This window comes from Nostoc sp. (assembly GCF_036918245.1).
Classification (GTDB): domain Bacteria; phylum Cyanobacteriota; class Cyanobacteriia; order Cyanobacteriales; family Nostocaceae; genus Nostoc.
Map to the genome: position 1 here is coordinate 1 of NZ_JBALEF010000107.1, position 26374 is coordinate 26374.

The following is a 26374-nucleotide window of genomic DNA, read 5'->3' on the forward strand; positions in this document are numbered from 1 at the left end:
ACTCATGGCTCTCAATGGTGCTGTATCTACGTATTTACAGCTTATGCCCTGAGAGCTTTTTTTACTGCATCACTGACTTTTCAAACATCCTCTAAGACTCCATACTCGTCCGCAAGCCTTATATCCAAACGAGTATGATCGCACTGCCAAACATCATTGCTACCCTCCACTTCCAACTCTCGCCCATCGCGTGTTATGTGGGTCAATCGGTCTCCTAAATAGCCAGGGCTTCTCGCTTTCTCCTTTCTCTGTTTCTGCTCAATATGTTCGTCAAGAATTCGATAAACTGATTGGTGGCTAGGATATTCACCTTTGTTCAAATTTTCTATTCTGGCTTTACCCTTAACCTTGAGAAACACCTGATGTCGGGTTATCCGTTTACTACCTTTGTTACCATCTGTGTAGGTATTAATAATAAAATCAATCCATTTTTGGTCAAGACGGTACTTACCTTTATCGGCTCTCGTATTTGCTAAACCAACTAACCTCTGTTTTCGCCATTTTTTAAGTAAGCGCTCTACTTGACGAATTGATACACCTAGTTTTTCGGCTGCTTCTTTCTTTTTAATGCTGTAGGTTGTGCGATCGCATGATTCGATTAGGCTTTGAATTACCTCCATCCTGAGTTTCACTTCATGTGTGATTAATTTATCAGATGGCAATTGGTGAACTTTTGTGGACTTTTCATCTTTTTCGATTGGACTTTGGTCATCATCTGCCTCTGAAGTTAGAGACTTTTGTGAATTTTTAGGCATCTGTTAGCTTTATAGTTACATTTGCGAGTTTATTATTCCATTTAAAACAAATGTACTATGAAATGGTAAAGTTTGCGACACCTAATTTGTGAAAAATCATGGACAGATAAATTTTAGCTTCTTGGGATGAACGACATAAAATTTATTCAATATAACAATTAGCGACTAATAATTTGTGAAATTTGCATTGAAAGGTGGTTTTGGTAAAAATAATTAAAACCCTTGTTCATCAGGGGCTTTAGCCAATATTTTGGCGACATTAATTTGTTAAATAGCGACATTTAATTTGTAAATGTACAACAGTGACAGATTAGTGTCGTTTGGACTAATTAACTGTCGTCGGGACAAATTAATTAGTCCCTCTACACCTAGCCCAAACAAATATACTCTGAAATACGCAGACGCACCTATTGAGCTTCCAGCCAACTTTTCCGATGTAACGACGAAGACACCTAGATTTTTGATCGCTACAAAAGTATCGGGTTGCTGATAGTTTTGCCTGCGGTACAGAGTCTGCTATTTGCTACCTCAGCCTTATCTAATACCAGTTGCTCTGTCTCCAAACCTTGAGCGTGAGCTTCTCCCCTGCTCTCTGCGGTGTTAATGATAAGTCTTTAACCAGACACTAGATGACAGATTAATAGTGCTGACCTACCCAAACTGAGGTGAGCTAGTCCGCAAATACACGTATGCAGCTAAATTAAAATTAGATTATTATATAACCAAAATATTACTGTGGTTTTTGAAGGTTTTTATATATTTAAATACTTGATTTCAGAGGATATAGGGTAACAATAACCAAAATGATCGCGGTACTTTAATTTTAATAAATCTTATATTATCAGATTAAAAAACTCAGAAAAGATGACAAACACAGAATGTAGAAGCTCAAGCTACGACTCGATTCTAGCCTAAAACTAATACGGTAAAACTCTGACGAATGCCAAACGTAGTTCTCCTTTAGAATATGAGAGCCTTTCTCTAGGCGTATACGCATCTATAAGAGGTATGAGGTTAAAAACCTCTTCTTTCGCACTTCAGGCTTTAGTGAAGACTTGTGCAATGTGTAGGTTTTTATGATGGAATTTTTAAATAATTGTTTCTCTACTAGCCAGTTTATTCCCCACGGACATTGCTACCTTTGGAAACCAGGATTGGTGTGGTTGCATCTGATTTCAGATGTGAAAACTTACCTTGCTTATTATTCAATTCCAGTGATGTTGGTTTATTTTGTTCGTAAATGGCGAGATATGCCTTTCAGCTGGATATTCCTAATGTTTGGTACATTCATCGTTGCTTGTGGCACAACTCATTTAATGGATGTATGGACGCTTTGGTATCCTACCTATTGGCTATCAGGGTTGCTCAAAGCTATCACTGCTTTTGTCTCCGTATTAACGGCTATAAAGCTCGTGCCATTAATGCCGCAGGTGCTAGCTCTATCGAGTCCTGCCCAACTAGAGGCTGCAAACTATCAACTAGCAAAGGAAATTGCTGAACGTATACGAGCTGAGGAGGTATTGAGGGAAAGCGAACAACGCTGGCAATTAGCTTTGCGCGGCAATAATGATGGAATTTGGGACTGGAATGTTAAAACCAATGAAGTTTTCTTCTCGGCTCGCTGGAAAGAAATGCTCGGTTACGAAGATCATGAAATTTCTAACCATTTAGATGAATGTGTGACACGAGTGCATCCGAACGATCTTGAGTGGGTGAAACAAGCGGTTCAAGATCACTTTGCTCAGAAAACACCGTTTTACATTACCGAGTATCGATCTTTATGTAAAGATGGCACCTATAAATGGATTTTAGATCGAGGGCAAGCACTGTGGGATGAAGATGGTAATGTAGTACGAATGGCAGGATCGCATACTGACATTACCGATCGCAAGCAAGCAGAGGAGACACTAAATAACCTACTTAACCAACTAGAAAGCATGGTTGAGGAAAGGACAGCAGAGTTAACAAAAATCAACGAATCACTACAGACAGAAATTACTGAACGCCAGCGTATAGAAGAAGCATTGCGAGAGAGCGAACAGCGATTTCGTGCTGCATTTCATCAAGCTGCTGTTGGTATTGTCCATGTCGCAATCGATGGAAGCTGGTTGTTAGTTAATCAGAAGCTTTGCGATATTCTCGGTTACACACTCGAAGAACTACAGTTGCTAACTTTCCAAGATATTACTCACCCAGACGATCTTAATACTGACCTGAAATATGTTAAGCAGATTCTAGCAGATAATATTCAAACTTACTCGATGGAAAAGCGCTATTTCCGCAAAGATAATTCCATAATTTGGGTTAATCTCACTGTGTCTTTAATGCGCGAACCTAGTGGAGAGCCAAAATATTTTATTTCTGTGGTCGAAGATATTAGCGAACGCAAAGCTGCGCAGCGCGAACGCAAGCAGTGGGAGAAGCAAATTAAAGCATCACTATTAGAAAAAGAGGTATTATTAAAAGAAATTTACCATCGGGTAAAAAATAATTTACAGGTTATTTCCAGTCTGCTAAACCTGCAATCTGCCTATATCAAAGACAAAGATGATTTGGTAATATTTCAACAAAGCCAGCAGCGGATTGCATCAATGGCTCTCGTTCACGAAAAATTGTATCAATCTCAAGATTTAGCAAAGATTAATTTGGGTGAATATATTCGAGATTTGGTAGTAAGTTTATTTACTGCTTACGAAGTCGATGAAAACGCGATTGCTTTGACAATAAATACTGAAGATTGTATTTTTATCGGTTTAGATACAGCAATTCCTTGTAGCTTAATTATCCATGAACTCGTATCTAATTCCTTAAAATATGCATTTATCAAAGGCAGTAATGGTGCAATCACTATTGAAATTAGGAAAATAATTAATAATAATTTAACGCTGATAGTTAGTGATAACGGTATTGGCTTACCACCAAACTTTGATTTTAAAAAACTCGCATCATTAGGATGGGAGTTGGTAGATGCTTTAACCCATCAGTTAGCAGGAAATATCAATATTACAGGCTCTACTGGAGTAGAGTGTCAGCTGACATTTCCTTTACCATAAATACGCAATTACTCAAAGATGACAAACGCAAAAATTTTAGTTGTGGAAGATGAAGCTATTGTTGCTAAAGACTTACAATATCGGCTTAAGAAATTTGGTTATATAGTGCCTGCTATTGCTTCTTCCGGAGAAGAAGCGATTAATATAGCAATAGAAATATCTCCCGATTTAGTACTGATGGATATCAAGCTTAAAGGGTCAATGGACGGGATAGAAGCTGCTGAAGAAATCTATAAGCGTTTGGATATTCCAGTAATTTATTTGACTGCTTATGCAGATGAAAACACATTAGAACGAGCTAAGATAACTGAGTCGTTTGGGTACCTACTAAAACCTTTTAAAGAAAGAGAACTACAAACAAATATTGAAATAGCTTTGATTAAACATGGTTTAGAAAAGCAATTAAAAGTTAATCAAAAATGGCTGGATGCGCTTTTAAGAAGTATCAGCGATGGTGTGATTGCTAGTGATTTACAAGATGTAATCACTTTTATGAATCCGGTTGCTGAAAATCTGACTGGATGGAAACAGTCAGAAGCTTGTGGTAGAAATTCATCAGAAGTATTTAATATTGCTAATGGCGAAACTCATAACCCTATTGAAAGTCCGATTATAAAAGTTCTTCAAGATGGTATTATCGTTAATCTTCCTGCAGAAACAATTTTGATTACTAAAGATGGTGCAGAAATACCAATTGATCACAGCGCTGCACCGATTAAAGATGACAAAGATAATATTACAGGCGCTGTATTAGTGTTTCGAGATATTACTGAGCGTAAACGAGCGATTGAGGCGCGTCAAAAGCAAATTGAGCAAGAACAACTTGTGGTGCAATGGGAAGAGATAAATCAACTCAAAAATGACTTTTTGAATTTAGTTTCTCACGAACTGCGATCGCCTCTGAGTAGTATCAAGATGATGATACAAATGATACAACTATCTAATAATGCTGAGGATACTCAACGCTATCTAAAAGTAATGGAAAGCGAGTGCGATCGCGAACTAGAATTAATTAACGATCTACTAGACTTACAACGGCTAGAAAGCTCATCCTATCCAGTTATTACACCTGATACGTTGCTCTTACAACAGTGGTTACTTTGGGTTATCGAGCCGTTTCAAATCCGTGTTCAAGAACATCAGCAAACTCTACAGCCGAATCTCCCTGCAAATCTCCCGCCGCTATTCTCAGATGGCATTAGCTTGGAACGCATCGTAGTAGAATTGCTCAATAATGCCTGTAAATACACACCTGCGGGTGGTGAAATTGTCTTAAGTGTAAGTTACAATTCCTTGGAAGCACCTGCAAAAACTATTATTACTGTCAGTAATTCAGCAGAAATTCCGGTAACAGAGTTACCACGGATATTTGATAAATTTTATCGTATCCCCAATGCAGATATCTGGAATCAAGGTGGTTCGGGACTAGGTTTATCTATAGTCCAGAAATTAGTCGAACAATTGCAAGGAAACATTCAAGTAGAAAGTGGCAATGGATGGACTACATTCACTCTTATATTAACTGATTTATAGTACTCGATAACCCAAAAATTGCTAGGTAAGGGTAGAAAATAAGGAAAAGTTTTTCGTGTTGTCAAATTTTTGGAGACTTAGCAAAGTTGCTTTGAAAGACTAATAGGTTTTTGATATTAAAATTTCATAAATTTGATCGTTATTCATGTTGGGTTTCACTGCCATCCAAACCAATCTACATTAATATATTTTATGATATAGCAGTTCCCATTCAGAGGCGGTACAACGTTATACTGCAAGGTGTAGGGAATATGCCACCTCACGTAATTACCCGAACTTGATATGAGATAATTAAAGCAAATTATTAAATATCAAAAAATGTCATTAACTATATCTTCCACACCTCAAGGTTTTAGTGCATTCATCACTAATTTGGGAATACGAGATACAACTGATGATTTTGTATTTATTAAATCATCAGTTCCTTGTGTTGCAGATGGAGTCTTCACTCAAAGTCTTTTTGCTGGGCCAAGTATTACTATTAGCCGTGATAACTTAAAAGATTCACAAGCACAAGGAATTGTCGTTATATCTAAAAATGCAAATGTAGCTAATGGTTCTGTTGGCATCGCTGACGCCCAAGAGGTTCTGCAATTAGTTGCAACTGAAACTGGAATTGCTGCACATAATATTGTGATAGCTTCTACAGGTGTAATTGGCAGACGTTACCCCATTGAAAAAATCCGGGCTGGTTTATTAGGATTGGGCAAAAAATTGACTGATGCTGATTTTCATGCCGCAGCTCGCGGTATTATGACCACCGATACAGTAACGAAATTAGCTACACGGCAAATAGGAAATGCCAAGCTAGTAGGAATTGCCAAAGGTGTTGGCATGATAGAGCCTAATATGGCTACCCTCCTAACTTTCTTTTTTACTGACGCTGCAATTTCTGCAAATAACCTTCGTTCTATTTTTCGCTCTACTATAGATAAAACTTTTAATTGCCTGAGTGTAGACACTGACACTTCTACTAGTGACTCCGCCGTGATTCTTGCTAATGGTTTAGCAGGTGAAGTTTCAGAACCAGATTTTGCTAGTGCATTGCAAGAAGTTGCACAGGAATTAGTGCTAAAAATTGCACGAGATGCAGAAGGTGCTACGAAGATAATTGAGGTGACTGTAGATTCGGCAATTAACTATGCACAAGCTAAAACAGTAGCGAAAGCAATTGTAAATTCACCATTAGTAAAAACTGCTGTTTATGGAGCAGATCCGAATTGGGGAAGAGTTGCTATGGCTATAGGCAAATGTGAAAATGAACAGCAGATAAATCCAGAAAGAGTTGTTATTAGTTTTGATAATGTGAAAGTTTATCCTAGTAGCTTAACTGAGGAAAATCTAGAACAGTTACGGCAAATTATGTCTAAAGATAAAGTAGATATTCATGTTAGCCTTAATATTGGGGAAGCCTCTGCAACTGTATGGGGTTGCGATCTTTCAGAGGGTTATATAGAAATTAATGGTAAATACTCAACTTGATTAGACCTGTTGCACAAATGCAAAATTTGCCCTTATCCTAAGTCCTTCTCCCAAGTTTCGAGAGAAATTTAGGTGAGGGCTTTTGATTCATTGCGCTCGGCGTCGAAGAAAGAGCCGAGCGTCTCGTAAATAAGGGTCAATTAGTGGGGGACGATTTCTCATTGCGCTTTTAAAGTTAAGTTGACTTTTTCGCTCGAATTTTGTCAAAGATTGTACCTTCATCAAAGAATTTTGCTTGAATCTCGTCCCATGCTCCTAAATCTTCAGCTTTAAAAATAGTTTTAATTTGGGGAAAAGTGCCTTCTGTTTCTTTGGCGATCGCAAGATTAACTGGACGAAATCCCAATTTAGCAAACTCTCGTTGTAGCTAACAGGATACTCAAACTAATTCCAGCCAAAAATAGAGAGGCAATGCCCCACGAAGAATGTCTATAGAACCAACTTTGCATTGATTGTATGCACCACCGTCTTATAACCTGCAAAGGTTTAACAATACAAGTGGAAACTAATTGAGTGAAATACCTCCTGAATTTAGGAATAAGCTGCCACTGGTTCATCAAATTTTTCCTTTGAATCTGGAGTATTTTAAACGAGATCCTGTAAAGGGTTATTATAAAACGGTGGTTAAAGAAAAGTATTTTTTATCAACCTAAATTTAAACAAGTTATTTAAAATATTAAGGAGAAGTAGTTTTAGAAACTTCTGGACTACGAATGATGATATGTCCCTTATCACTTTCTTGAATAGCTAAAACTGACGGTAGCTCATCAGGTTTTGCATTTGAGGACAATGCTCGAAACAAATAAATCCAGCCGCCACGTTCTAGGAGTAAGCGCCAGACTCTCGGCTGCTTTGGATTGCTAATATCATTATCTTCCCTGCCTCGCAAGTCGTCGAATAGACCACGATCGCCAATTATGCGATAACCTTTCAAAGACGGATCGGCAAATATATCATCAAGTTTGCGTCCTACAGCAAACTTTTCTTCCGGTGTAATTAAGGCTACAACAGGTAAAGTGGAGTTATGACCAGCATCCCGCCTGGCATCTGCAAAGCCTTGCCAACGAGCTAACCAAAATATCACAATTAATACCCAGGATACTATTACTATTTCATTGACTAGCGATCGCAGAAAATCCACTGAACGCAGTTGTCCAAAACTAAATTCAGCTAGAGATTTTAGCCGTTTAGCTGTCCATGAGCGTTTGTGTTGAGTCGCAGAGACGATCCGATTCAGTAGTAATTGGCTTGCAGAGACGAACGGTTATAGTCCAACCTGTCTTGCTGACTAATGTGAGAGATATGCCTAATAACGTCGCATTTTTTATCTTCACAAAAGGACAGTTGAGTGTTATTAAAAAATCTATTGACCCGACTAAGCTTAATGAACTTATTACCGATTACCTAAAACAGGTACAAGATGACAGTGATCCTAACTTCATTGAAACAGGTGGTAAACTTTATGATATTCTTATTCGTCCTGTAGAAGCAAAAGTTAAGTCTTTGTCACCCAAACAACTGAGTATTATTGCTACTGGTCAATTGCGCCATTTACCTTTTGAGACTCTTTACGACAGTAAAACCAACCAATTTCTGATCCAGAAATATCCTGTCAACTATCTCACTCGCATTTCCAATAATTCCCTAAAATCTCCAGGTGTGCAAAATGCCATACCCCGCAAACCACAAGCTGTTTTAGCATTTGGTAATCCAGTACCCAGTGACCCGCAAAATCTCCCAGGTGCAGAGGCAGAAGTCAGAAATATTAAGGAAATACTGCCAGACAGTGAAGTTTATATCCACAATGAAGCCACCCTGGAAAAGTTTAGATCCCAAGCATTGCGCTTTTCTTTTTTGCACTTAGCAACTCACGGCTGTTTTCAAACTGAAGATTGCAAAAAAGGTCGATTTAAAAAATAATACTTTACTATTTGCTGACAAACCCTTAGACATTGCCAATGCTGCTCTTTTAGGTTTACAAGGCACACAACTGATTACTCTTAGTGCCTGTCAAACTGCTGTAGACACTAATTTGAATGGCGCAGGAATTGCAGGAGTTGCTTATATATTTGAGCGTGCTGGTGCTAAAGCTGTGATGGCAAGTTTGTGGGCGGTTGATGATGAAGCAACTCAGCAACTAATGGTTCAATTTTATCAAAATATCAAGCAGGGTATGACGAAAGGTGAAGCTTTGCAAAAAGCTAAGTTGAAGCTAATTGCAGACCATCGTCATCCTTTTTATTGGTCGCCATTTGTACTGATTGGTGATGCACTTTAAAGTAATTCGTAATTAAGCCAAAATCCTGGCTTTACCCCCCTTAATTCCCCCTTAGGGGGGAAATATCCGGTTCTCCCCCAAGGCATCGGGGGAGTTAGAGGGGGTCAGAAGGACTTGTGTGTACACCGTAGCTCCGACTCAGAGAGGGACAGACTTGGACGAAAGTTCAAGGCAGAGAGAGGTTCGTGGAAGCTCACGTTAAGCCAAGGCGAAGGGAATTCGCCGCTACACATAAGGAAAAAATTGAGGTTTTGAAACCCACAAAGGTGGGTTTTGCTTGTGTAGATGTGGTTTCTAACCGCCTTTTTAATTACAAACCTATTTACTCACAACAACTTATCTGGTGTAATTGGCAGATTGCGAATCCGCTTACCTGTGGCATGATAAACTGCATTAGATATGGCTGCGGCTACCCCAACAATCGGAAGTTCCCCCAGGCTTTTAGTTCCTAGTGCATTCAGATAAGGATCGTGTTCTTCAACAAATTGCACTTCCATATTGGGGATATCTGCATGAACGGGAATCAGGTAATCTGAAAGGTTAACACCAACTATTCTGCCCTGATTAGCATCCATTACAGTTTTTTCCATCAGCGCCATGCCAATTCCCCATGTAATCCCGCCGATAACTTGACTTTGCGCTGTCTTGAAGTTGAGAATTCGCCCAGCACCATAAACGCCTACGCAACGTCTAACTTTGATTTCTCCCAACAACTCATCGACTGCAACTTCGACAAATATCGCACCAAAAGAGTGTTTGGCGTATTCTTGGCTTTCTGGATTGAGTGAGGATTCCTCTGTAACTTCTAAACTTTCTAATCCATGACGGCACAGAATATCGGTATAGCTGTCTCGCTTCAATGGGTCTTGTTTTGAAAATATTTGCCCTGACTCAACGGTAATATCTGCTGCTTGAGATTCGTAAAGCAGAGAATTTGCATCTTTGATCGCCATTTGAATTATCTTATCCCGCGCTGCGATCGCACTGAGAAGCCAAGGGATAGAGGTTCAAGTATACGAAAAAGCCCAAGAATTTCGTCCGGCGGGAACTGGACTAGGACTGGCTCCTAATGGTTTGAATTCTCTAGATGCGATCGCGCCGGGAATTGTCGAAACCCTCAAAAGTTCAGGATGCGAGGTTCACCACACGGTTTTAAAGAATATTCAGTCTGAGACAATCCGAACTAACGCAACTAAATATTTAGAGCAATATGGACAACCGTTGTTAACTATTTGGTGGTATCGTCTACAGCAAGTCTTAGCCTCTCGATTGCCGTCTGACATCATTCACCTCAATCATCGTTGCATCGGCTTTGAGCAAGATGCAAACGGTGTGGAAATTCATTTTGATGGCGAAAAATCGGTAGATGCAGATTTGCTGATTGGGGCTGATGGCGTTAACTCTGTGATCAGAGAAACTTTATTTGGCGAGGGTAAGCCTAATTATATCGGTAGTATGTGTTGGCGTGCCGTCATTAAGTATCGCCACAAGCTATTTAATGACTATGAACTAGTTTTTGTCAAAGGCAATCAACAGTTTATGTACCTTCTCAATGTGGGCGGCGGCTATACCAGTTGGATTAGTCGGAAGTTCTCGCCTGAGTACTCCCTTTCTCACAGCGCTGATGAAGTGAAGTCTCGCATTCTCCATGAATTAGCCGACTGGGATGAATCCTTCCGGGTGGTGGTAGAAGCGACACCAGCTGCGGAAATTTGGTTTGGGAAGGGCCGATTTGCGTAGGCGTAGCCCGCCGTAGGCATCGCCCACCGTTAACTCAATGGAGTCAAGGCAGAGTTACTCTCTTAGGCGATGCCGCTCATGCAATGGGACAGGGAGCCAATACCACTTTTGAAGATGCATACCAACTACGAGAGTGTTTTTCTGATTCAGCTAATCTGCAAGAAGCTCTGACTAAATACGAACAGTGTCGCATCGAGCGGACAAAACTCATTCAAGCTCGTAGTGCCTTGGGTGAGATGCGTTACTACGACGCTAACTTTATGGCATCCACCGAGCAGACGCAAGAGCGTCAAATGAGTCTTAATGATGATTTTCACAAATGGGTGTACAATTTTAAGCCATCTGTAAAAAGTTAAATTCTAGTGTGGTATTAGTAAAGTTACTTTGATCACAATTAGCGCATAAACTTACAGGAAGCGCTAATCTTATCGAGTAATTTGAGGTTATCAGAAGTGACTGTTTTTAGTCAAGCCCTCAAACACAACAAATTCGTTGAATAATTGAGAATTATTCGCACAAAATCAATATAACTTAATCTAATTGTTAATTTTTATGAAAAGCTAATAAGCTAATCGGCATTTAAGTTACATAAAATTAGGGCTGGAGCCGCTTCCTACAAGCGAATCATTCTGGAAAAATGAATGACGATTAGCTTAGTGATCCAATACAACCCAGATGTAGAGACGCGATTGATCGCGTTTTGAAAGACCAATTATCTACACCAATAACCCTTAACCCAAGCGGATTGGATCACTATTAGCTTTTTGGGGTAAATTGAAGTATTAAATCTCGCTTTGGAGTTGCTAATTTACCCCTATTTTTGGTTAATATTGAGCGCAAGTAATCAGTTAGCGTCTAGTTTTAATTTCCTGAAAATTCTCAATTGTCAAAAATATTTCTTCATCAGCTATTTGACTATCGTAATCGATATTAATTTTAGTTGGATAGCCAAATTTAGCATTGTATTCTACATCCAGGTTGGATGCCTTACGCTTGATAGCATCTTGAATCACATTAAAGAGTTCGGGAATTGTATCGTATTTTTGAAAGAATTGCGGATTAACTGGTTTACCGGTAGCTACAGAAGTGATTGAAGTTGTTTGACCATTACGTACTTGAATAACTACTGGCCCTCTAGCATCTGGTATGCAGAAGCAACTGTTGCTAACTGTAATACGATAGTTATAAATATTTGCCCGCTCCCACAAAAGCTTATTAAATCTCAACCGTCTTGAATTCAAGTTATTATTCGTTTGCGTTTGATATTCTGCTTTCTCGGCGGTAGTTTCGGATATCGCTGGTAGATTCAGACCTAGAGACAGCAATAGTGTTGCACTGATAAGGATAGGTAAACGCATATTAATCGATTTATTAGTTGTAAAAACTCTAACTATTATTATACTACAGCAAATTTCAACTTATTTACGAGAGGTTGTTTAAATAAACTTTATCTTTTAATTAATTTCTTTCGGAGAAAAATAAATCTGCATTTTTTAAGAAGACCCATCCACAATCCAACTTTCAATACATAAATAAGGAACTTTGCTGAAATATTTTTGATCGCCTAAAATTGCCTCCTTTTCCAAAGCGATGCCTACGGTGGTCACTGAGCTTTGTCGAAGTGCTGGCTACGCCTACGCAGCAATTCTTAAATTTTTCGTATCTATCTGGATTGAACTAATGAAAAAACAAGGACAACAAAAGACTTTCAAGCCTTGATCGCATCTTGAAAGACCAATTATCTACACCAAGAAACCTTAACCCAAGCGTATTGAGATATAAAGAGTTTCTGCCTTCTGCCTCCGTAGCCTCATACTTCATGCAAAAGAAAACTGCTGTATAATCCTCCCCGTACTTGAAGTCTGAGGAGGATTCAATGATCCCTAATTAGCAACGTTGATGATTGCTAATTTGGATTTAGCTGTAAGCTTGCAGACATGCCTTAGCTTCTATGGATTTTGAGAGATGTTTACGCAACGATCTCAAAGTTTGTAGCTGATAATAATGGTGGGGCTGTGAGTTGATTGTTATCGTTATCAATGTTGGCAAACAGACTACCTGTCCCCAAGCCTGGTGATGTCAAGTTTTGGTTGAAGAACAAGTTGCCAGTTCCAAGACTATAAGTAATGAGTCCATAGCTAGTTGCAGCTGCTGCATCATTAGCTACTATCGTAATTTGGTACAGATTATTGAGTCCGGCAAAAGTTGTCTTATCGAGGACAATTTTATCGCTATAGCTGCTGAAGTCAGTAATTTTATCTACACCGAGGTCGGCACTATTGTACCCAGCACCTGAGTTGAACACAAAGCGATCGCTACCAGCACCACCAGTCAAGATGTCATTACCTTTACCACCTCGTAAAATATCATTACCAGCATCTCCATAGAGTAAGTCATTGCCAGCACCACCATAGAGAATGTCATTACCCTCACCACCGAAGGCTCTCAACGGTGTCGCTGTACCACTACCATCAAGGAAGTCATTGCCAGCCCCACCTGTAAACCATACCGCATTTACAGAAGTTGCTGACAGGTTGTTGACATCGAGGATGTCATCACCACCCCCACCATCGATTTCAAACCTTTCTGCACTGTCTACAGTCAGAGTGAAGGGAACCAGGTTCAGCCGATCGAAGATTGCTCTACCTTGAGCATCTTGTTGCAGGCGGAAGTTGTCTCCTACACCTGCGCCATTGACCTCAACCACATCATAGCCAGCGTTACCGCTGATTCTATCGCTACCGTCACCATTGTTCCAGATTAGGCGATCGTTGCCGTTTCCACCAGTGAAGGTGTCGTTGCCACGATTTCGACTATAGTATCGTTTCCATCCCCACCAGATAGAAAGTCGATACCATCGCCACCTCGTAACAGATCGTTACCAGTATCACCATAGAGGTTGTCATTGCCAGTACCACCTGTCAAGCTGTCATTACCCTCACCACCAAAGGCTCTCAAAGGTGTCGCTGTACCACTACCATCCAGCAGATCATTTCCAGCCCCGCCTGTGAACCATACCGCATTTACAAAAGTTGCTGACAGGTTATTGACATCGAGGATGTCATCACCACCCCCACCATTGATTTCAAACCTTTCTGCACTGTCTACAGTCAGAGTAAAGGGAACCAAGTTCAGCCGATCAAAGATTGCTCTACCTTGAGCATCTTGTTGCAAGCGGAAGTTGTCTCCTACACCCGCGCCGTTGACCTCAACCACGTCATAGCCAGCGTTACCGCTAATTCTATCGCTACCGTCACCATTGTTCCAGATTAGGCGATCATTGCCGTTTCCACGATTACCGAGTATAGTATCGTTTCCGTCCCCACCGGATAGAAAGTCGATACCATCGCCACCTTGTAACAGATCGTTACCAGCATTTCCATAAAGGCTGTCATTTCCACCCAAACCATTGAAGTTATCAGAAGCGCCATTACTAATACCTACATCTGCTCCATTAGTCGGCCCTGGCCCTGGAATCCAAGTTACTGCCATGATTAATACTCCTAATTTTTAATTTATCTAAATGAACAATGAGTTCCTAATACTTTATTTTTAAGAAAAGTATAGAAGTACTAGTTTCTGTCTACTAACTACAAAACTTCTAGTTTTTAGCTGCTAAGTATTAATCAGAGATATGTTCTTCTTTTATGCAGAAGATTGGTTTTTGTAAAATTTCTTCACTAGGAGTTTTAGAGACAGACCTGACTGTATTCTGACTTTTAACGTCATCTAAAAAAGAAAGAATAGCTCGTGAATGCCTTTTGCAAGCTAGCTTTCAACTATTGAACGATTTTTATTGAACGATTTTCGTTAAAGTTTAAAATAGTGCTTCTGATCTGCGAGGATTAAATATCTATTTGTTAAATTTACAACCTGACAACTAAGTATATTAACTGGTTCAGATGTATTGATTACACAGTCGCAAATCACTTTTATGAAAAGAGCCAAATCTCATTAAAAGCAATGCCAAAAAAGAATTTCAAACGTTAAGAGAAAACGTACAATCAATATATTACCAAGTGTAATAGACATTACATTCAAGACAGGATTTAGTGTCATGTGTTTTTAAGAATACCCATCCATAGTCCAATCTTGAAAACATAAATTAGGAACTTTGCTAAAATCTTTTTGATTACGCGTAACCAAAATTGCCCCCTTAGCCAAAGCGATCGCAGCAATTCTTAAATCTTGTGTACCTATCTGGATTTTTTGCCAGCGTAAACTTTGGTAGCGACTGTATGCTGCCTCATCAAACTCCAGTAAATTCATACTACAAAAGTAAATCTGGGTTATTCGCAAATTTCTATGAGCAACTGCTAAAAATTGTGGTTTATTAGCACATTTGCTGATAGAAGCTAGTCTGCCTTTTAATTGTTCTTCCAGTGTAACTGTTGTCACAAAAATGTTGGAACTGCCAACAACTTGAGCGCGTTGTAGAATTTTAGAATTACCATGTTGAGAAAGAGTAACATGATCGGTATCGAGGATATATAGGCTCAAGCTGACTGATTCTCCTCTAAAAAAGCTTCATAAGTAGCAACTTCTACATCTAATTCACATCGATTTGCATCTATATTTTCGACAAAATCATCAAAAAGCGGATCATCTTTGAAAATACCATCAAACTTAACCCAAGGATTGGACTCTTCAACCTGCTGTTCATGTTTCAACATTGGCAAACAACAAAGCCGTAATGTGATCCACCATAAGTAAGACGTGATAGGGCTGTTGAACTCACTATCATTAATTAAACCATGAGCCATACGGTTTCTTAAATTTGAACCTGAACGCTCAATTAGCAAGCCTTGAAGATCAAAAAGTGCGTCTTCATTAAAAATTGAGTTTATTTCTGGATAATTGCGGGCGAAAAGAGTAGTATTCAAATCACGCTCATCTTCAATTCCCTGATCAATATCAATTTTTGAGGGTAACGCACCCTGCCTTCGGAGTAAATAACGGATAGAATTTTCAATTTGAGGAATGAGAATATGAGTGGATGTGAAGAAGTCTCCGATTAGCCCAGCGTAAAGCCCTTTTGCAAACTGATATTCTCTCCCAGGAGGTACAAAGAGGTTGTTTGAAACAAATGGAAATAAGTCTTTTACTTCTACACTATGTTCCAGATTTATTTGACCCCTTGCAGGCTCAATGTAAGCTTGCGCGTAAAGTTTGTGATACAGGACTGCATTCCTGTACATCTCAAAACGAATTGCTTTCTCTGCTTCATCTGAATTACTAGATTGACGGGCTACAACCTTACCCATCTCATTCATAATTGTTATTGGCATGAACTGAGACAACAAAGGTGTCTTCTCCACGCTCTGCTGAAGGTATGAAACTTTAGGTGGAATTCCCAAAAGAGCCAAGGCAAATATTGCATCTTGAAATTTTTTGCCCTTAACATAGGTTCTAGCTAGTTCTACCTCAGCGCTGATATTAAACTGAGAAGATATTGTTATTAACTCATTCAAGGATTGTTTTTGATACTCTGACAGAAGCTTACGAACTTCCTCATATCTAGCCTTCGCTGCTGCTTTTTCTTCCTCTGTACCTTGGCTTTTTAATATTTCAAATGCTTCCAACGCCTTTTGTAAATCATCTGATGCCTTTGAATAAGGCTGAGAATGTTTTGTCAATGAATCTTTAGCTTCCTTTATATAAGTTTCGGCAGCAAGTATTCGCGCTGCGTGTGTCTGTTCAGCATTTTTGTCAATGCGATGCCATTCTGCTTTTATTTCCCAGTAGTTTCTTGCCTTATCCCAGTCTTGGGAAGATTCCGCTATAATTGCTGCTTTCTCAGCCAGAGCAGCATATTTAGTCGGATTACCAAGTTTGTATTCTTGCAAAAGCTCCATAAGCTTTACTGAAAGCCACAGTGGATCTTCTCCGTTGTAGCGATTAAGAACTGCCTCTATGTGTGCGACAACTAATTCAGCTTGATAATTAATTTTGCGTGCTAGCCGAAGCGCCCGTTCAATCCTCTCGAAACACCGACTCCATTTTTCAGGATCTTCTAATTCTGTGGCAGATTGTAAGTAGGCTGTAACTGCTAACTGTGCCATCCGATAATTGCGCTTTTTGATCCAGAGAATATCCGCAATTCGTGCTTGAAGTTCTGGATCTGATACTTCAGGAGCAATGTCAGTAAGAAAATTTAAATGTTCATCAGTAAGATTTTGGAAAACTTCAGCAAAAAACTCCTCTGTTGATTCTGGCTTGATTGCAACACCAGTCACGAACGCCAAAATCTCAAAGACGGACTGTTCTGTGATATTTCCTGCCTCTTTTGCTTCCTGTGCCTTGTTCCAGAAGACTCTGTTGTAAGCAAGACACTCTTTTGTTTCGCTGCTATTAACAACTTCTAGCCAGCGAGAGTTAATGAAATCTTCTTTAGTGAGAGGAGGGTTTATTAATGGCATAGTCTAGAATTACTTAGCTATATGTCTACTATGCCAAATCTGAAATAGATCAGGCTATTGTTAGTTCTAGCTCAATAATTTAGGTAAAATCTATAAATTAACATTCCCCGGCAGAGCCAGGGAACGAAGAAATACTAACTTGTGGCTAAATTGCCCCAACCGACGTAGGGTAATTTTGTCGCTGTTGCCCGAACTTGGTCAGCGTTAGCTACTAACTGACCGCAAGCGTCCCAAGTTCCAGAAATAAATGTGCTTCTTGTGCCTTCACCGATCGCAACTGAGGCGATGTAATCATCAATTTGCACTTGCAAGGTTTCCAAATTCACTGTTACGGCGGCTTGAGGATTGGCAGCGACTAAATCTTGCAGTTGTTTAACAGTAACAGCATCGGCTGTCAGACAAGGTATGCCCATTGCCACACAGTTACCAAAAAAGATTTCGGCAAAGCTTTCACCGATTAAAGCTTGGATTCCCCATTTTGCGATTGCTTGGGGTGCATGTTCCCGTGATGAACCACAGCCAAAGTTACGGTTGACTATTAAAATATTCGCCCCTTGGTACTGGGGTTGATCGAAGGGATGTTCACCTTGAAGTGCTGTGCGATCATCAATAAATGCGCCTTCGCCTAACCCATCAAAGGTAACGGCTTTCAAATATCGGGCGGGAATAATGCGATCGGTATCTATATCATTGCCCACTAAGGGGATACCGCGCCCTGAAACTGTTTTAACTTCACTTACCATAATACTTGATAAAGGGATTGGGGACTAGAGACAGGGGACTGGGGCAAAGGGGCAGAGGGGCAAAGGAAAATAATTCACAACCAATGCCCCATGCCCAATGTCCAATGCCCCATGCCCAAAATTACAACAACTCGCGCACATCAGAAACTTCGCCTTTAATCGCAGCAGTGGCGACCATCGCCGGACTCATTAACAATGTCCGACCGGAAGAGGAACCTTGTCTTCCTTTAAAGTTGCGGTTGGAGGAAGAAGCGCTGATTTGTCTTCCTTGTAGCTTATCGGGGTTCATGGCTAGGCACATAGAACATCCCGGTTCGCGCCACTCAAATCCGGCTTCTTGAAAGATTTTATCCAATCCTTCAGCTTCTGCTTCTTCCTTCACCCTTTCCGAACCAGGGACAACGAAGGCTTTGATTCCCTCTGCAACGTGGCGACCTTTGGCGATTTTCGCCGCTTCTCGCAAATCACTAATTCTGCCATTGGTGCAACTACCAATAAAGCAGACATCGATTTTTGTACCCTTAATGGGTTGACCGGGATATAAATCCATGTAGCGGTAAGCTTCTTCGGCAATAAATCGGTCTTCTTCCAGCAGTTCTTCCGGTTGAGGTACTGACTGGTTGACACCGATACCTTGATCGGGAGTAATGCCCCAGGTAACGGTAGGAGAAATTTCCACAGCGTCAAATACCACCACATCATCATATTGGGCATCTGCATCACTCTTGATGGATTCCCACCAAGCCACTGCTTTATCCCAATCTGCATCAATGGGTGCAAAATCTCTGCCTTTGAGGTAATCGTAGGTGACACCATCGGGATTGACATAGCCGCATCTAGCACCGCCTTCGATCGCCATATTGCAGACAGTCATCCTCTCTTCCATATTCATTTGCTCAAATGTCGTCCCTGCAAATTCGTAGCCATAACCCACACCACCTTTCACACCGAGGGTGCGGATGATATGCAGGATAACATCTTTGGCGTAAACACCAGAGTTGAGAGTGCCGTTAACTTCAATTTTGCGGACTTTCAGTTTGGAAAGGGCAAGGGTTTGGGAAGCGAGAACATCCCGGACTTGGCTAGTACCGATACCAAATGCGATCGCACCAAATGCCCCATGACTGGAAGTGTGACTATCTCCACAAGCGATCGTCATTCCTGGCTGAGTCAGCCCAAGTTCTGGAGCGATGACGTGAACTATACCCTGACTACCAGAGCCAATGTTGTAAAAAGTTATGTTATTTTCTTGACAGTTATTTTCGAGCGCCTGAATCATTTCCTCTGCCAAGCTATCGGCAAAGGGACGCGCCTGGTTTTCTGTGGGCACAATATGATCGACTGTGGCGACGGTACGCTCTGGAAACAGTACCTTTAGATCCCTCTCGCGTAACATAGCAAAAGCCTGGGGACTGGTGACTTCATGAATTAGATGAAGCCCGATAAATAGTTGCGTCAGCCCTGAGGGAAGTGTACCAACGGTGTGTAAGTCCCAAACTTTGTCAAACAGGGTACCTTTGCTCATACGTCAATCAATATTTAAGGAGTCCGGTCTTAAATAGTATCAAAAAAAGTCTAGGTTTTTGCAGATCACTTAAATATTACTTACAGCTTTGGGTAAAATTGTGGCGAATTAAGGGGGAAATTTAAACGCAAAAGGGCGCAGAGGTCAGCGCAAAGGTACGCAGATAATTCGCGATGTCATTTGATTGCCTTTGAGGTAGTAAATGCGAAAATTCTCCGAAATCTTGAGATGCAAAGATGTAAATAACTTTATCCTGTTGAACAAGGATATGTTGAGACAATACGAGATAATTGCACTACCAGCATTATGCCCATAGATTTACGGGAATTTTATCAGGCTAGCGATCCCAGCAGAACTCTGTTTGTCAACAATAGCTCTGATGGCAAGTATTATATAGATTTTTCCTCGGTACGAGGTGGTGATATTCTTGGCAAGCTGAAGCAGAAAATTACTTTTTTTAAGCCGAATGAACCCACTTGCACTTTATTTACTGGACATATTGGTTGTGGGAAATCGACAGAACTATTACGGTTACAGGCAGAACTGGAAAAGTTAGGCTTCCACGTCGTCTATTTTGAGTCCAGTGATGACTTGGAAATGACTGATGTTGATATTGCTGATGTGCTGCTAGCGATCGCTCGTCGGGTAAGTCAAAGTCTGGATAAAATTACTCTAGAGTCACCCAACAAATTTAATGAGTTGCTGCAAGGTGCTTGGAAGGTCTTAAACTCCGAGGTGACGGGGGTAAAAGTTAAGGTTCCGAATGTCGGCGATTTTGGTGTCACCTCTGAAAAAGAAAAACTTTCTCTGTCTATGGGTATTGGTGAAATCACCGCGAAGATGAAAAATGACCCAACCCTGCGAGAAAAACTCAATCAGTATTTAGCACCGCAAAAAACTAAGCTGCTGGAAGCGATTAATCAAGAATTATTGGAACCTGCGATCGCTAAACTCAAACAGCAGGGTAAAAATGGTCTGGTGGTAATTGTCGATAATCTTGACCGCATAGATAATCGTGCCAAACCTTGGGGTCGTCCGCAGCAGGAATATTTATTTGTCGATCAGGGTGAGTTTTTGACAAGGCTTAATTGTCATCTACTCTACACCATGCCCTTGGCTTTGAAGTTTTCCAATGATTACGGAATGCTCACCCAGCGTTTCCCAGAAGATCCCAAGGTATTACCAATGGTACCTGTACAAAGGACTGATGGCAGTGTTCATACACAGGGAATGGCACTCATGCAGCAGATGGTACTAGCGAGAGCTTTTCCTGACATGACACCAGAGGAGCGTTTAAGTAAAGTTACCGAGATTTTTGATAGTGCTGCTAGTCTAGAGCGGTTATGTAAAATGAGCGGTGGTCATGTGCGAGACGTGCTGAGGCTGCTGAATACCTGGATTATGGAAGAGATGAGTCTTCCCCTAACCCGTGAGACCTTAGAGCAAGTGATTCGTTCTCGGCGGAATGAAATCATGTTACCGATTTCTGAGGATGAGTGGCAATTGTTACGTCATGTCAAGGAAAGGAAAAAGGTGAGTGATGACCACGGATATCAAAAACTGATCCGCAGTCGGTTTGTATTTGAATATCGCGATGGTGGCGAGTCTTGGTTTGATGTTAATCCGGTTTTGGCAGAAGCGAGGGAGTTGCAGTGAGGAATCAGCGAACCGATGAATAATTAGATGATGAAACCAGAAACTAAAAATGTTTTGTTAAAAGCTTACACACAATTGCACCAAATCACAGAAGAATTGTACTCAGCCTCCGATAAAGCCGTAGAAAACAACGATTTTGAGGACGCTAGCTTACTCGCTAGTAGAGCAGATAGACTTTATGAAGAGATAGAAAATTTAGAGATTGTAATTTCAGAACAGGAGGAAATATGAAAACAATCCCAGAGTTAAAGACTCGTATTAAAGAACTCAGTAAACAAGCTGTTGAATTTAGTAGAAAAGCATCTGAAGTATGTTTAAGTGACCGTCAACAAGCCAAGTATTTTAGACAGCAAGCAAGAGAAGCTAGCAAACGCACTCAAGTATTGATACAGGAGTTAAAACGCCAGGAAGTTTAACTTGTTGTCTTTAATTCTTCCTTTGCCTCCTACACTCTAGATTTACATCAGCTTATGACTTATGACAGACTCGCAACCATCAGAAGATGACCATGTAAATAATGATCGCTCTGTAGCACAATTAGCTTGGGCCATAGAGTCCTCTGTGGGACAGTTTAAGCTGATTTTGGCCCGGTGTAATTATGCTAGAGAGCGCGAGCGCTTAATCTCCAGATTGCGGGAAATTTGTCAAGTCGAAATTCGTGTCTTGGTGGTGCAGCAATCTAACAGGACTCTTTATACTGCGATTCAAGAAGAATTCGGCGAAGAAATACCAGCATGTGTGATGGTTGTGGGTTTGGAATCAGTGCAGAATTTGTCTGTGATGTTAACTTCTGCTAATCAGGTGCGGGAGGAGTTTCGCAAGAATTTTGCTTTTCCCTTAGTGTTGTGGATTGACGATGAAATCTACAAGCAACTAATCCAGTTTGCGCCAGATTTGGAAAGTTGGGCAACTACGAGAAATTTTGCCATCTCAACACAGGAATTAGTAGACTTTATTATCGAAACGGCTAATCAATGGTTTAGTAATAAGTTAAATTTTAGCGTAGATGTATATATCAAGCTGGAAACTGAGCTAGAAACGGCGCAAAGATATTTACTCAATCAGCCAGAGTTTTATAATTTAGAAATTCAAGCTAATTTAGAATCTTTATTAGGTTTTATCAAACAGATAAATAATCACAAAAGTTCGGTACTACAGCATTATCACAAAGCTTTAGAGCTTTGGCAGCGAAGTAATAATTTAGAGCGACAGGTCAAAATCCTCGGTGAAATAGGCTTTTGTTATTATCTCAAAGCTTTGAAACATCAAGAGATAAATCATCCAGATTGGCATACAACTTGGCATTATATTCAAGAATATATTAATTTTATTTACCAGTTCAACAGTCCAGATTTAATTGCTAGTGCAGTAGTTAAATTCGGTGATATCTTGCGAGACTTGCAAAAGTGGGAAATGTTGCAGAGTCTTTCAGAACAAGCCTTAGTAATCCATCAAAGTAACAACCAGTCAAGAGAATTAGCCAAGGATTACGGTTTTTTAGCTGAAGTGGCTTTGGCTCAAAAAGACTGGGTGAAAGCAAATCAGCTTGTTCAACAAGCCTTGAAAGTTTTTGCTGCGATTCCCAATTTGGAATCAGCGAATATCTCAGGGGTTTTATCTGAGATTTCCGAAAGGGTTTTAAAATCAAAAGATTTGAGTTTGTATCGGTTTATTTTAGGTCGTTCTCAATACCATTTAGGTCAAACTCAAGAGGCAACTCTCAGCTTAGAAACTGCTAGGGATGTGGGTAATCCCCTAGAGGATGTCAGGCTTTACTTGGATATTCTCAAGTTTTTGCAGCAGCTTTATTTTGAGCATAAAGAATATCTCCAAGCATACAAAATCAAACAGCAACGGCGTTCTATTGAACAGCAATTTGGCTTGCGGGCTTTTATTGGTGCGGGTAGGTTAGAAGCAACAAAACAAGCATTTGTAGAGACATTGCGCTCAAACTCTCCCCAAGGAAACATTGCCCCAGAAATTGCTGCATCTGGTCGCCTATTGGATGTAGAACGTTTAATTGAACGCATGGGTCGCCCTGATTATAAGCTGATAGTAATTCATGGGCAATCGGGTGTAGGCAAAAGTTCCCTGGTGAATGCGGGACTAGTGCCAGCTTTAAAGAATAAAGCGATCGGGATTCAAGATTATTTGCCGGTGGTAATGCGCGTTTACACCAACTGGGTGGAAGAGTTGGGGAAGCTTTTGGGAAATGGGGAAGATGAGGGAGAGTTAGAACTTCAAGTTTCGACCTCAGAAGCTCAACCTTCGACCTTTGAACTCGGAACTTCGACCTCAGAAGCTCAACATTCGACCTTTGAACTCGGAACTTCGACCTCAGAACCTCAACATTCGACCTTTGAACTCGGAACTTCGACCTCAGAAGCTCAACGTTCAGCCTCAGAACCTCAACCTTCGACCTCAGAACCTCAACGTTCAGCCTCAGAACCTCAACCTTCGACCTCAGAACTCGAAACTCTGCAATATAGCAGTGCAATACAGTCGGAACCTCACCCCGTATTTGCTGACGCAAACACTCCCCTCTCCTTGCTAAGGAGAGGGGTTGGGGGTGAGGTTAGAGAACCGCAATATTTAATATCCAGACTTAAAGAAAATGAACAGCGCAACCTCCGCACAGTGCTAATTTTTGATCAATTTGAGGAATTTTTCTTTGTTTACACCGAACCTGCACAAAGGAAGCAATTCTTTGAGTTTATGGGAGAGTGTCTGAATGTTCTATCGGTGAAAGTTATCTTATCGCTGCGGGTGGATTACATTCATTACTTGCTGGAGTGCAATGATTTGTCCAGTCTCAAGATTATTGGCAATGACATTCTCAGTAATAATGTGCTTTACAAGTTGGGGAACTTCTCACCTGCTGATACGAAGTCAATTATTCAGCGTTTAACTGAAAATACTAGTTTTCACTTAGAACCTGCTTTAGTTGAACAACTGGTGCAAGATTTAGCCGGAGAATTGGGTGAAGTTCGTCCCATTGAGTTGCAGGTTGTGGGGGCGCAACTGCAAACGGAGAATATTACAACTCTGGCAGAATATCAGCAGCTTGGCACTAAGGACGAATTAGTTAAGCGTTATTTGCATGAAGTTGTTAATGATTGCGGTGAAGAAAATCAGCAAGCAGCAGACATATTACTCTATTTGCTGACCGATGAAAAAGGAACTCGCCCACTCAAGACTCGCGCTGAGATGGAACGCGATTTGCTCCCGTATTTCTCGGAGATCCCCCGAATCCCCCTTAAAAAACAGGACTTTATTTTTTCCATTCCCTTTTTAAGAGAGTCGCCGCAGGCAAAGAAATCGGAAACTAAGGAGAAACAAGCTTCTGAAATCAGTAAATTAGATTTAATTTTAGAGATTTTTGTCCAATCCGGCTTAGTGGTTTTGTTACCAGAAAACCCCGCCGACCGTTATCAACTGGTACATGACTACATCGCCATCTTTATCCGCCAGCAACAGGAACCGAAGTTAAAGCAGGTAATGGCGGAACTGGAAGATGAACGAAAAGAAAGAAAACTGAGTGAGGCGAAACTGAATAGCTTTCTCAAACGCGCCCTTTTTGGTACTGTGGCCGCAGGTTTAGGATTTGCTGCTTTAGCAGCAGCAACATTCCAGTGGGCAGTAGAGGCAAATGTTAATCAAATTAACGCCATCAATAATTCTTCAGAAGCCTTTGCTGTCTCTGGAAAATATTCAGATGCTTTAATAGCAGCCTTAAAAGCAGGTAGTAAACTCAAGCATACACTTTGGGCACAGCACAGAAGCGATACCCGAACGCAAACCGTGTTAACTTTACAGCAAGCGGTTTATTTAAAGCCAAATGAAAAGAAAGAAAACCGTGCGATCGAGGTGAATACTTTAGAAGGTCATAGCGATTCGGTCATTAGCGTCGCCTACAGCCCCAATGGACAACAGTTAGCTTCTGCTAGTCGTGACAAGACGATCAAAATCTGGGATGTCAGCAGTGGTCAACTCCTGAAAACCCTGACTGGTCATAGCGATTCGGTCATTAGCGTCGCCTACAGCCCCAATGGACAACAGTTAGCTTCTGCAAGTTGGGACAAGACGATCAAAATCTGGGATGTCAGCAGTGGTCAACTCCTGAAAACCCTGACTGGTCATAGCAGTAAGGTCATTAGCGTCGCTTACAGCCTCAATGGACAACAGTTAGCTTCTGCAAGTACTGACAAGACGATTAAAATCTGGGATGTCAGCAGTGGTCAACTCCTGAAAACCCTGACTGGTCATAGCAGTGAGGTCATTAGCGTCGCCTACAGCCCCAATGGACAACAGTTAGCTTCTGCAAGTTGGGACAAGACGATCAAAATCTGGGATGTCAGCAATGGTCAACTCCTGAAAACCCTGACTGGTCATAGCAGTTCGGTCTATAGCGTCGCTTATAGCCCCAATGGACAACAGTTAGCTTCTGCAAGTACTGACAAGACGATCAAAATCTGGGATGTCAGCAGTGGTCAACTCCTGAAAACCCTGACTGGTCATAGCAGTAAGGTCTATAGCGTCGCTTATAGCCCCAATGGACAACAGTTAGCTTCTGCAAGTTGGGACAAGACGATCAAAATCTGGGATGTCAGCAGTGGTCAACTCCTGAAAACCCTGACTGGTCATAGCAGTAAGGTCATTAGCGTCGCTTACAGCCTCAATGGACAACAGTTAGCTTCTGCAAGTACTGACAAGACGATTAAAATCTGGGATGTCAGCAGTGGTCAACTCCTGAAAACCCTGACTGGTCATAGCAGTGAGGTCATTAGCGTCGCCTACAGCCCCAATGGACAACAGTTAGCTTCTGCAAGTTGGGACAAGACGATCAAAATCTGGGATGTCAGCAATGGTCAACTCCTGAAAACCCTGACTGGTCATAGCAGTTCGGTCTATAGCGTCGCTTATAGCCCCAATGGACAACAGTTAGCTTCTGCAAGTACTGACAAGACGATCAAAATCTGGGATGTCAGCAGTGGTCAACTCCTGAAAACCCTGACTGGTCATAGCAGTTCGGTCTATAGCGTCGCCTACAGCCCCAATGGACAACAGTTAGCTTCTGCAAGTACTGACAAGACGGTCAAAATCTGGGATGTCAGCAGTGGTCAACTCCTGAAAACCCTGACTGGTCATAGCAGTTCGGTCTATAGCGTCGCCTACAGCCCCAATGGACAA

At 41.0% G+C, this 26374-nt stretch carries 22 protein-coding genes; 11 read left to right on the plus strand and 11 right to left on the minus strand.

Annotated elements, in window-relative coordinates; all coding sequences use genetic code 11:
• Window positions 1–80 precede the first annotated feature (80 nt).
• Complete coding sequence (locus tag V7L12_RS31385; protein WP_335090397.1) at window positions 81–755, minus strand: helix-turn-helix domain-containing protein; 675 nt, start codon at window positions 753–755, stop codon at window positions 81–83.
• A 1076-nt stretch (window positions 756–1831) separates the two neighbouring features.
• Between V7L12_RS31385 and V7L12_RS33435 the strand changes: the two genes are divergently transcribed.
• The 3 genes from V7L12_RS33435 to argJ all read left to right on the plus strand — a co-directional run bounded on the left by V7L12_RS33435 (window position 1832) and on the right by argJ (window position 6823).
• Window positions 1832–3808 carry a PAS domain-containing sensor histidine kinase gene (locus tag V7L12_RS33435; RefSeq protein WP_442947937.1) on the plus strand — a complete coding sequence of 659 codons (1977 nt, stop codon included), beginning with the start codon at window positions 1832–1834 and terminating at the stop codon, window positions 3806–3808.
• Window positions 3809–3826: 18 nt separating this feature from the next.
• Window positions 3827–5341 (plus strand): hybrid sensor histidine kinase/response regulator, encoded by a 1515-nt coding sequence (locus tag V7L12_RS31400; RefSeq protein ID WP_335090399.1) that lies wholly within the window; start codon window positions 3827–3829, stop codon window positions 5339–5341.
• 318 nt (window positions 5342–5659) lie between these two features.
• Entirely contained in the window at window positions 5660–6823 is a 1164-nt protein-coding gene (gene argJ, locus V7L12_RS31405) for a bifunctional glutamate N-acetyltransferase/amino-acid acetyltransferase ArgJ (RefSeq protein WP_335090401.1), read from the plus strand.
• 175 nt (window positions 6824–6998) lie between these two features.
• On the opposite strand, the gene V7L12_RS31410 is transcribed toward argJ, so the two are convergent.
• Both V7L12_RS31410 and V7L12_RS31415 read right to left on the minus strand, forming a co-directional pair.
• Window positions 6999–7169: a hypothetical protein gene (locus tag V7L12_RS31410; RefSeq protein WP_335090403.1), complete on the minus strand. Its 171-nt coding sequence runs from the start codon at window positions 7167–7169 to the stop codon at window positions 6999–7001.
• 330 nt (window positions 7170–7499) lie between these two features.
• On the minus strand, window positions 7500–7907 hold the full coding sequence (locus V7L12_RS31415) for a hypothetical protein (protein WP_335090405.1): 408 nt from the start codon (window positions 7905–7907) through the stop codon (window positions 7500–7502).
• A gap of 218 nt (window positions 7908–8125) precedes the next feature.
• Here V7L12_RS31415 and V7L12_RS31420 point away from each other — a divergent pair, with 218 nt between their 5' ends.
• Both V7L12_RS31420 and V7L12_RS31425 read left to right on the plus strand, forming a co-directional pair.
• Entirely contained in the window at window positions 8126–8743 is a 618-nt protein-coding gene (locus V7L12_RS31420; protein WP_335090407.1) for a CHAT domain-containing protein, read from the plus strand.
• Window positions 8744–8774: 31 nt separating this feature from the next.
• Window positions 8775–9101 carry a CHAT domain-containing protein gene (locus tag V7L12_RS31425; protein ID WP_335090434.1) on the plus strand — a complete coding sequence of 109 codons (327 nt, stop codon included), beginning with the start codon at window positions 8775–8777 and terminating at the stop codon, window positions 9099–9101.
• Between the two features lie 326 nt (window positions 9102–9427).
• Here the strand turns inward: V7L12_RS31425 and V7L12_RS31430 are convergent, their stop codons facing one another.
• Window positions 9428–10054, minus strand: a complete 627-nt coding sequence (locus tag V7L12_RS31430) for a xanthine dehydrogenase family protein molybdopterin-binding subunit (RefSeq protein ID WP_335090409.1) — start codon at window positions 10052–10054, stop codon at window positions 9428–9430.
• Between the two features lie 25 nt (window positions 10055–10079).
• On the opposite strand from V7L12_RS31430, the gene V7L12_RS31435 reads away from it, so the two are divergent.
• The gene (locus V7L12_RS31435; RefSeq protein WP_442947938.1) at window positions 10080–10841 is read left to right on the plus strand and encodes an FAD-dependent oxidoreductase; all 762 of its coding nucleotides are present in this window, start codon (window positions 10080–10082) and stop codon (window positions 10839–10841) included.
• The gene (locus V7L12_RS31440; RefSeq protein WP_335090411.1) at window positions 10814–11197 is read left to right on the plus strand and encodes an FAD-dependent oxidoreductase; all 384 of its coding nucleotides are present in this window, start codon (window positions 10814–10816) and stop codon (window positions 11195–11197) included. Before V7L12_RS31435 ends, V7L12_RS31440 begins: the two co-directional genes overlap by 28 nt.
• 492 nt (window positions 11198–11689) lie before the next feature.
• Here the strand turns inward: V7L12_RS31440 and V7L12_RS31445 are convergent, their stop codons facing one another.
• The 7 genes from V7L12_RS31445 to leuC all read right to left on the minus strand — a co-directional run bounded on the left by V7L12_RS31445 (window position 11690) and on the right by leuC (window position 19528).
• Window positions 11690–12199: a DUF6174 domain-containing protein gene (locus V7L12_RS31445; protein ID WP_335090413.1), complete on the minus strand. Its 510-nt coding sequence runs from the start codon at window positions 12197–12199 to the stop codon at window positions 11690–11692.
• 611 nt (window positions 12200–12810) lie between these two features.
• On the minus strand, window positions 12811–13683 hold the full coding sequence (locus tag V7L12_RS31450) for a calcium-binding protein (protein ID WP_442947939.1): 873 nt from the start codon (window positions 13681–13683) through the stop codon (window positions 12811–12813).
• Entirely contained in the window at window positions 13602–14333 is a 732-nt protein-coding gene (locus tag V7L12_RS31455) for a calcium-binding protein (RefSeq protein WP_335090417.1), read from the minus strand. The genes V7L12_RS31450 and V7L12_RS31455 overlap by 82 nt, the downstream gene beginning before the upstream one ends.
• 573 nt (window positions 14334–14906) lie before the next feature.
• Window positions 14907–15341: a type II toxin-antitoxin system VapC family toxin gene (locus V7L12_RS31460; protein ID WP_335090418.1), complete on the minus strand. Its 435-nt coding sequence runs from the start codon at window positions 15339–15341 to the stop codon at window positions 14907–14909.
• Window positions 15338–17260, minus strand: coding sequence for a DUF4209 domain-containing protein (locus tag V7L12_RS31465; protein ID WP_335090420.1), 1923 nt, complete (start codon window positions 17258–17260; stop codon window positions 15338–15340). Before V7L12_RS31465 ends, V7L12_RS31460 begins: the two co-directional genes overlap by 4 nt.
• A gap of 134 nt (window positions 17261–17394) precedes the next feature.
• Window positions 17395–18003, minus strand: a complete 609-nt coding sequence (leuD, locus tag V7L12_RS31470) for a 3-isopropylmalate dehydratase small subunit (RefSeq protein ID WP_335090422.1) — start codon at window positions 18001–18003, stop codon at window positions 17395–17397.
• Window positions 18004–18124: 121 nt separating this feature from the next.
• Window positions 18125–19528, minus strand: a complete 1404-nt coding sequence (gene leuC, locus V7L12_RS31475; RefSeq protein ID WP_335090424.1) for a 3-isopropylmalate dehydratase large subunit — start codon at window positions 19526–19528, stop codon at window positions 18125–18127.
• Between the two features lie 306 nt (window positions 19529–19834).
• Between leuC and V7L12_RS31480 the strand changes: the two genes are divergently transcribed.
• From V7L12_RS31480 to V7L12_RS31495, 4 genes are all read left to right on the plus strand, one after another.
• On the plus strand, window positions 19835–21184 hold the full coding sequence (locus tag V7L12_RS31480; protein ID WP_335090426.1) for an ATP-binding protein: 1350 nt from the start codon (window positions 19835–19837) through the stop codon (window positions 21182–21184).
• Between the two features lie 27 nt (window positions 21185–21211).
• Complete coding sequence (locus tag V7L12_RS31485; protein ID WP_335090428.1) at window positions 21212–21415, plus strand: hypothetical protein; 204 nt, start codon at window positions 21212–21214, stop codon at window positions 21413–21415.
• Window positions 21412–21600, plus strand: coding sequence for a hypothetical protein (locus V7L12_RS31490; RefSeq protein WP_298904329.1), 189 nt, complete (start codon window positions 21412–21414; stop codon window positions 21598–21600). Before V7L12_RS31485 ends, V7L12_RS31490 begins: the two co-directional genes overlap by 4 nt.
• Window positions 21601–21661: 61 nt before the next feature.
• The coding region (locus V7L12_RS31495; RefSeq protein ID WP_335090430.1) for an nSTAND1 domain-containing NTPase at window positions 21662–26374 on the plus strand (4713 nt) is incomplete at its 3' end.

What these genes read in the sequence shown, in the direction of transcription:
- V7L12_RS31385 (WP_335090397.1), bottom strand. Translation starts at nt 755, where the DNA reads ATGCCTAAAAATTCACAAAAGTCTCTAACTTCAGAGGCAGATGATGAC.
- V7L12_RS33435 (WP_442947937.1), top strand. Translation starts at nt 1,832, where the DNA reads ATGATGGAATTTTTAAATAATTGTTTCTCTACTAGCCAGTTTATTCCC.
- V7L12_RS31400 (WP_335090399.1), top strand. Translation starts at nt 3,827, where the DNA reads ATGACAAACGCAAAAATTTTAGTTGTGGAAGATGAAGCTATTGTTGCT.
- argJ (WP_335090401.1), top strand. Translation starts at nt 5,660, where the DNA reads ATGTCATTAACTATATCTTCCACACCTCAAGGTTTTAGTGCATTCATC.
- V7L12_RS31420 (WP_335090407.1), top strand. Translation starts at nt 8,126, where the DNA reads ATGCCTAATAACGTCGCATTTTTTATCTTCACAAAAGGACAGTTGAGT.
- V7L12_RS31430 (WP_335090409.1), bottom strand. Translation starts at nt 10,054, where the DNA reads ATGGCGATCAAAGATGCAAATTCTCTGCTTTACGAATCTCAAGCAGCA.
- V7L12_RS31445 (WP_335090413.1), bottom strand. Translation starts at nt 12,199, where the DNA reads ATGCGTTTACCTATCCTTATCAGTGCAACACTATTGCTGTCTCTAGGT.
- V7L12_RS31455 (WP_335090417.1), bottom strand. Translation starts at nt 14,333, where the DNA reads ATGGCAGTAACTTGGATTCCAGGGCCAGGGCCGACTAATGGAGCAGAT.
- V7L12_RS31465 (WP_335090420.1), bottom strand. Translation starts at nt 17,260, where the DNA reads ATGCCATTAATAAACCCTCCTCTCACTAAAGAAGATTTCATTAACTCT.
- leuD (WP_335090422.1), bottom strand. Translation starts at nt 18,003, where the DNA reads ATGGTAAGTGAAGTTAAAACAGTTTCAGGGCGCGGTATCCCCTTAGTG.
- leuC (WP_335090424.1), bottom strand. Translation starts at nt 19,528, where the DNA reads ATGAGCAAAGGTACCCTGTTTGACAAAGTTTGGGACTTACACACCGTT.
- V7L12_RS31480 (WP_335090426.1), top strand. Translation starts at nt 19,835, where the DNA reads ATGCCCATAGATTTACGGGAATTTTATCAGGCTAGCGATCCCAGCAGA.
- V7L12_RS31485 (WP_335090428.1), top strand. Translation starts at nt 21,212, where the DNA reads ATGATGAAACCAGAAACTAAAAATGTTTTGTTAAAAGCTTACACACAA.
- V7L12_RS31490 (WP_298904329.1), top strand. Translation starts at nt 21,412, where the DNA reads ATGAAAACAATCCCAGAGTTAAAGACTCGTATTAAAGAACTCAGTAAA.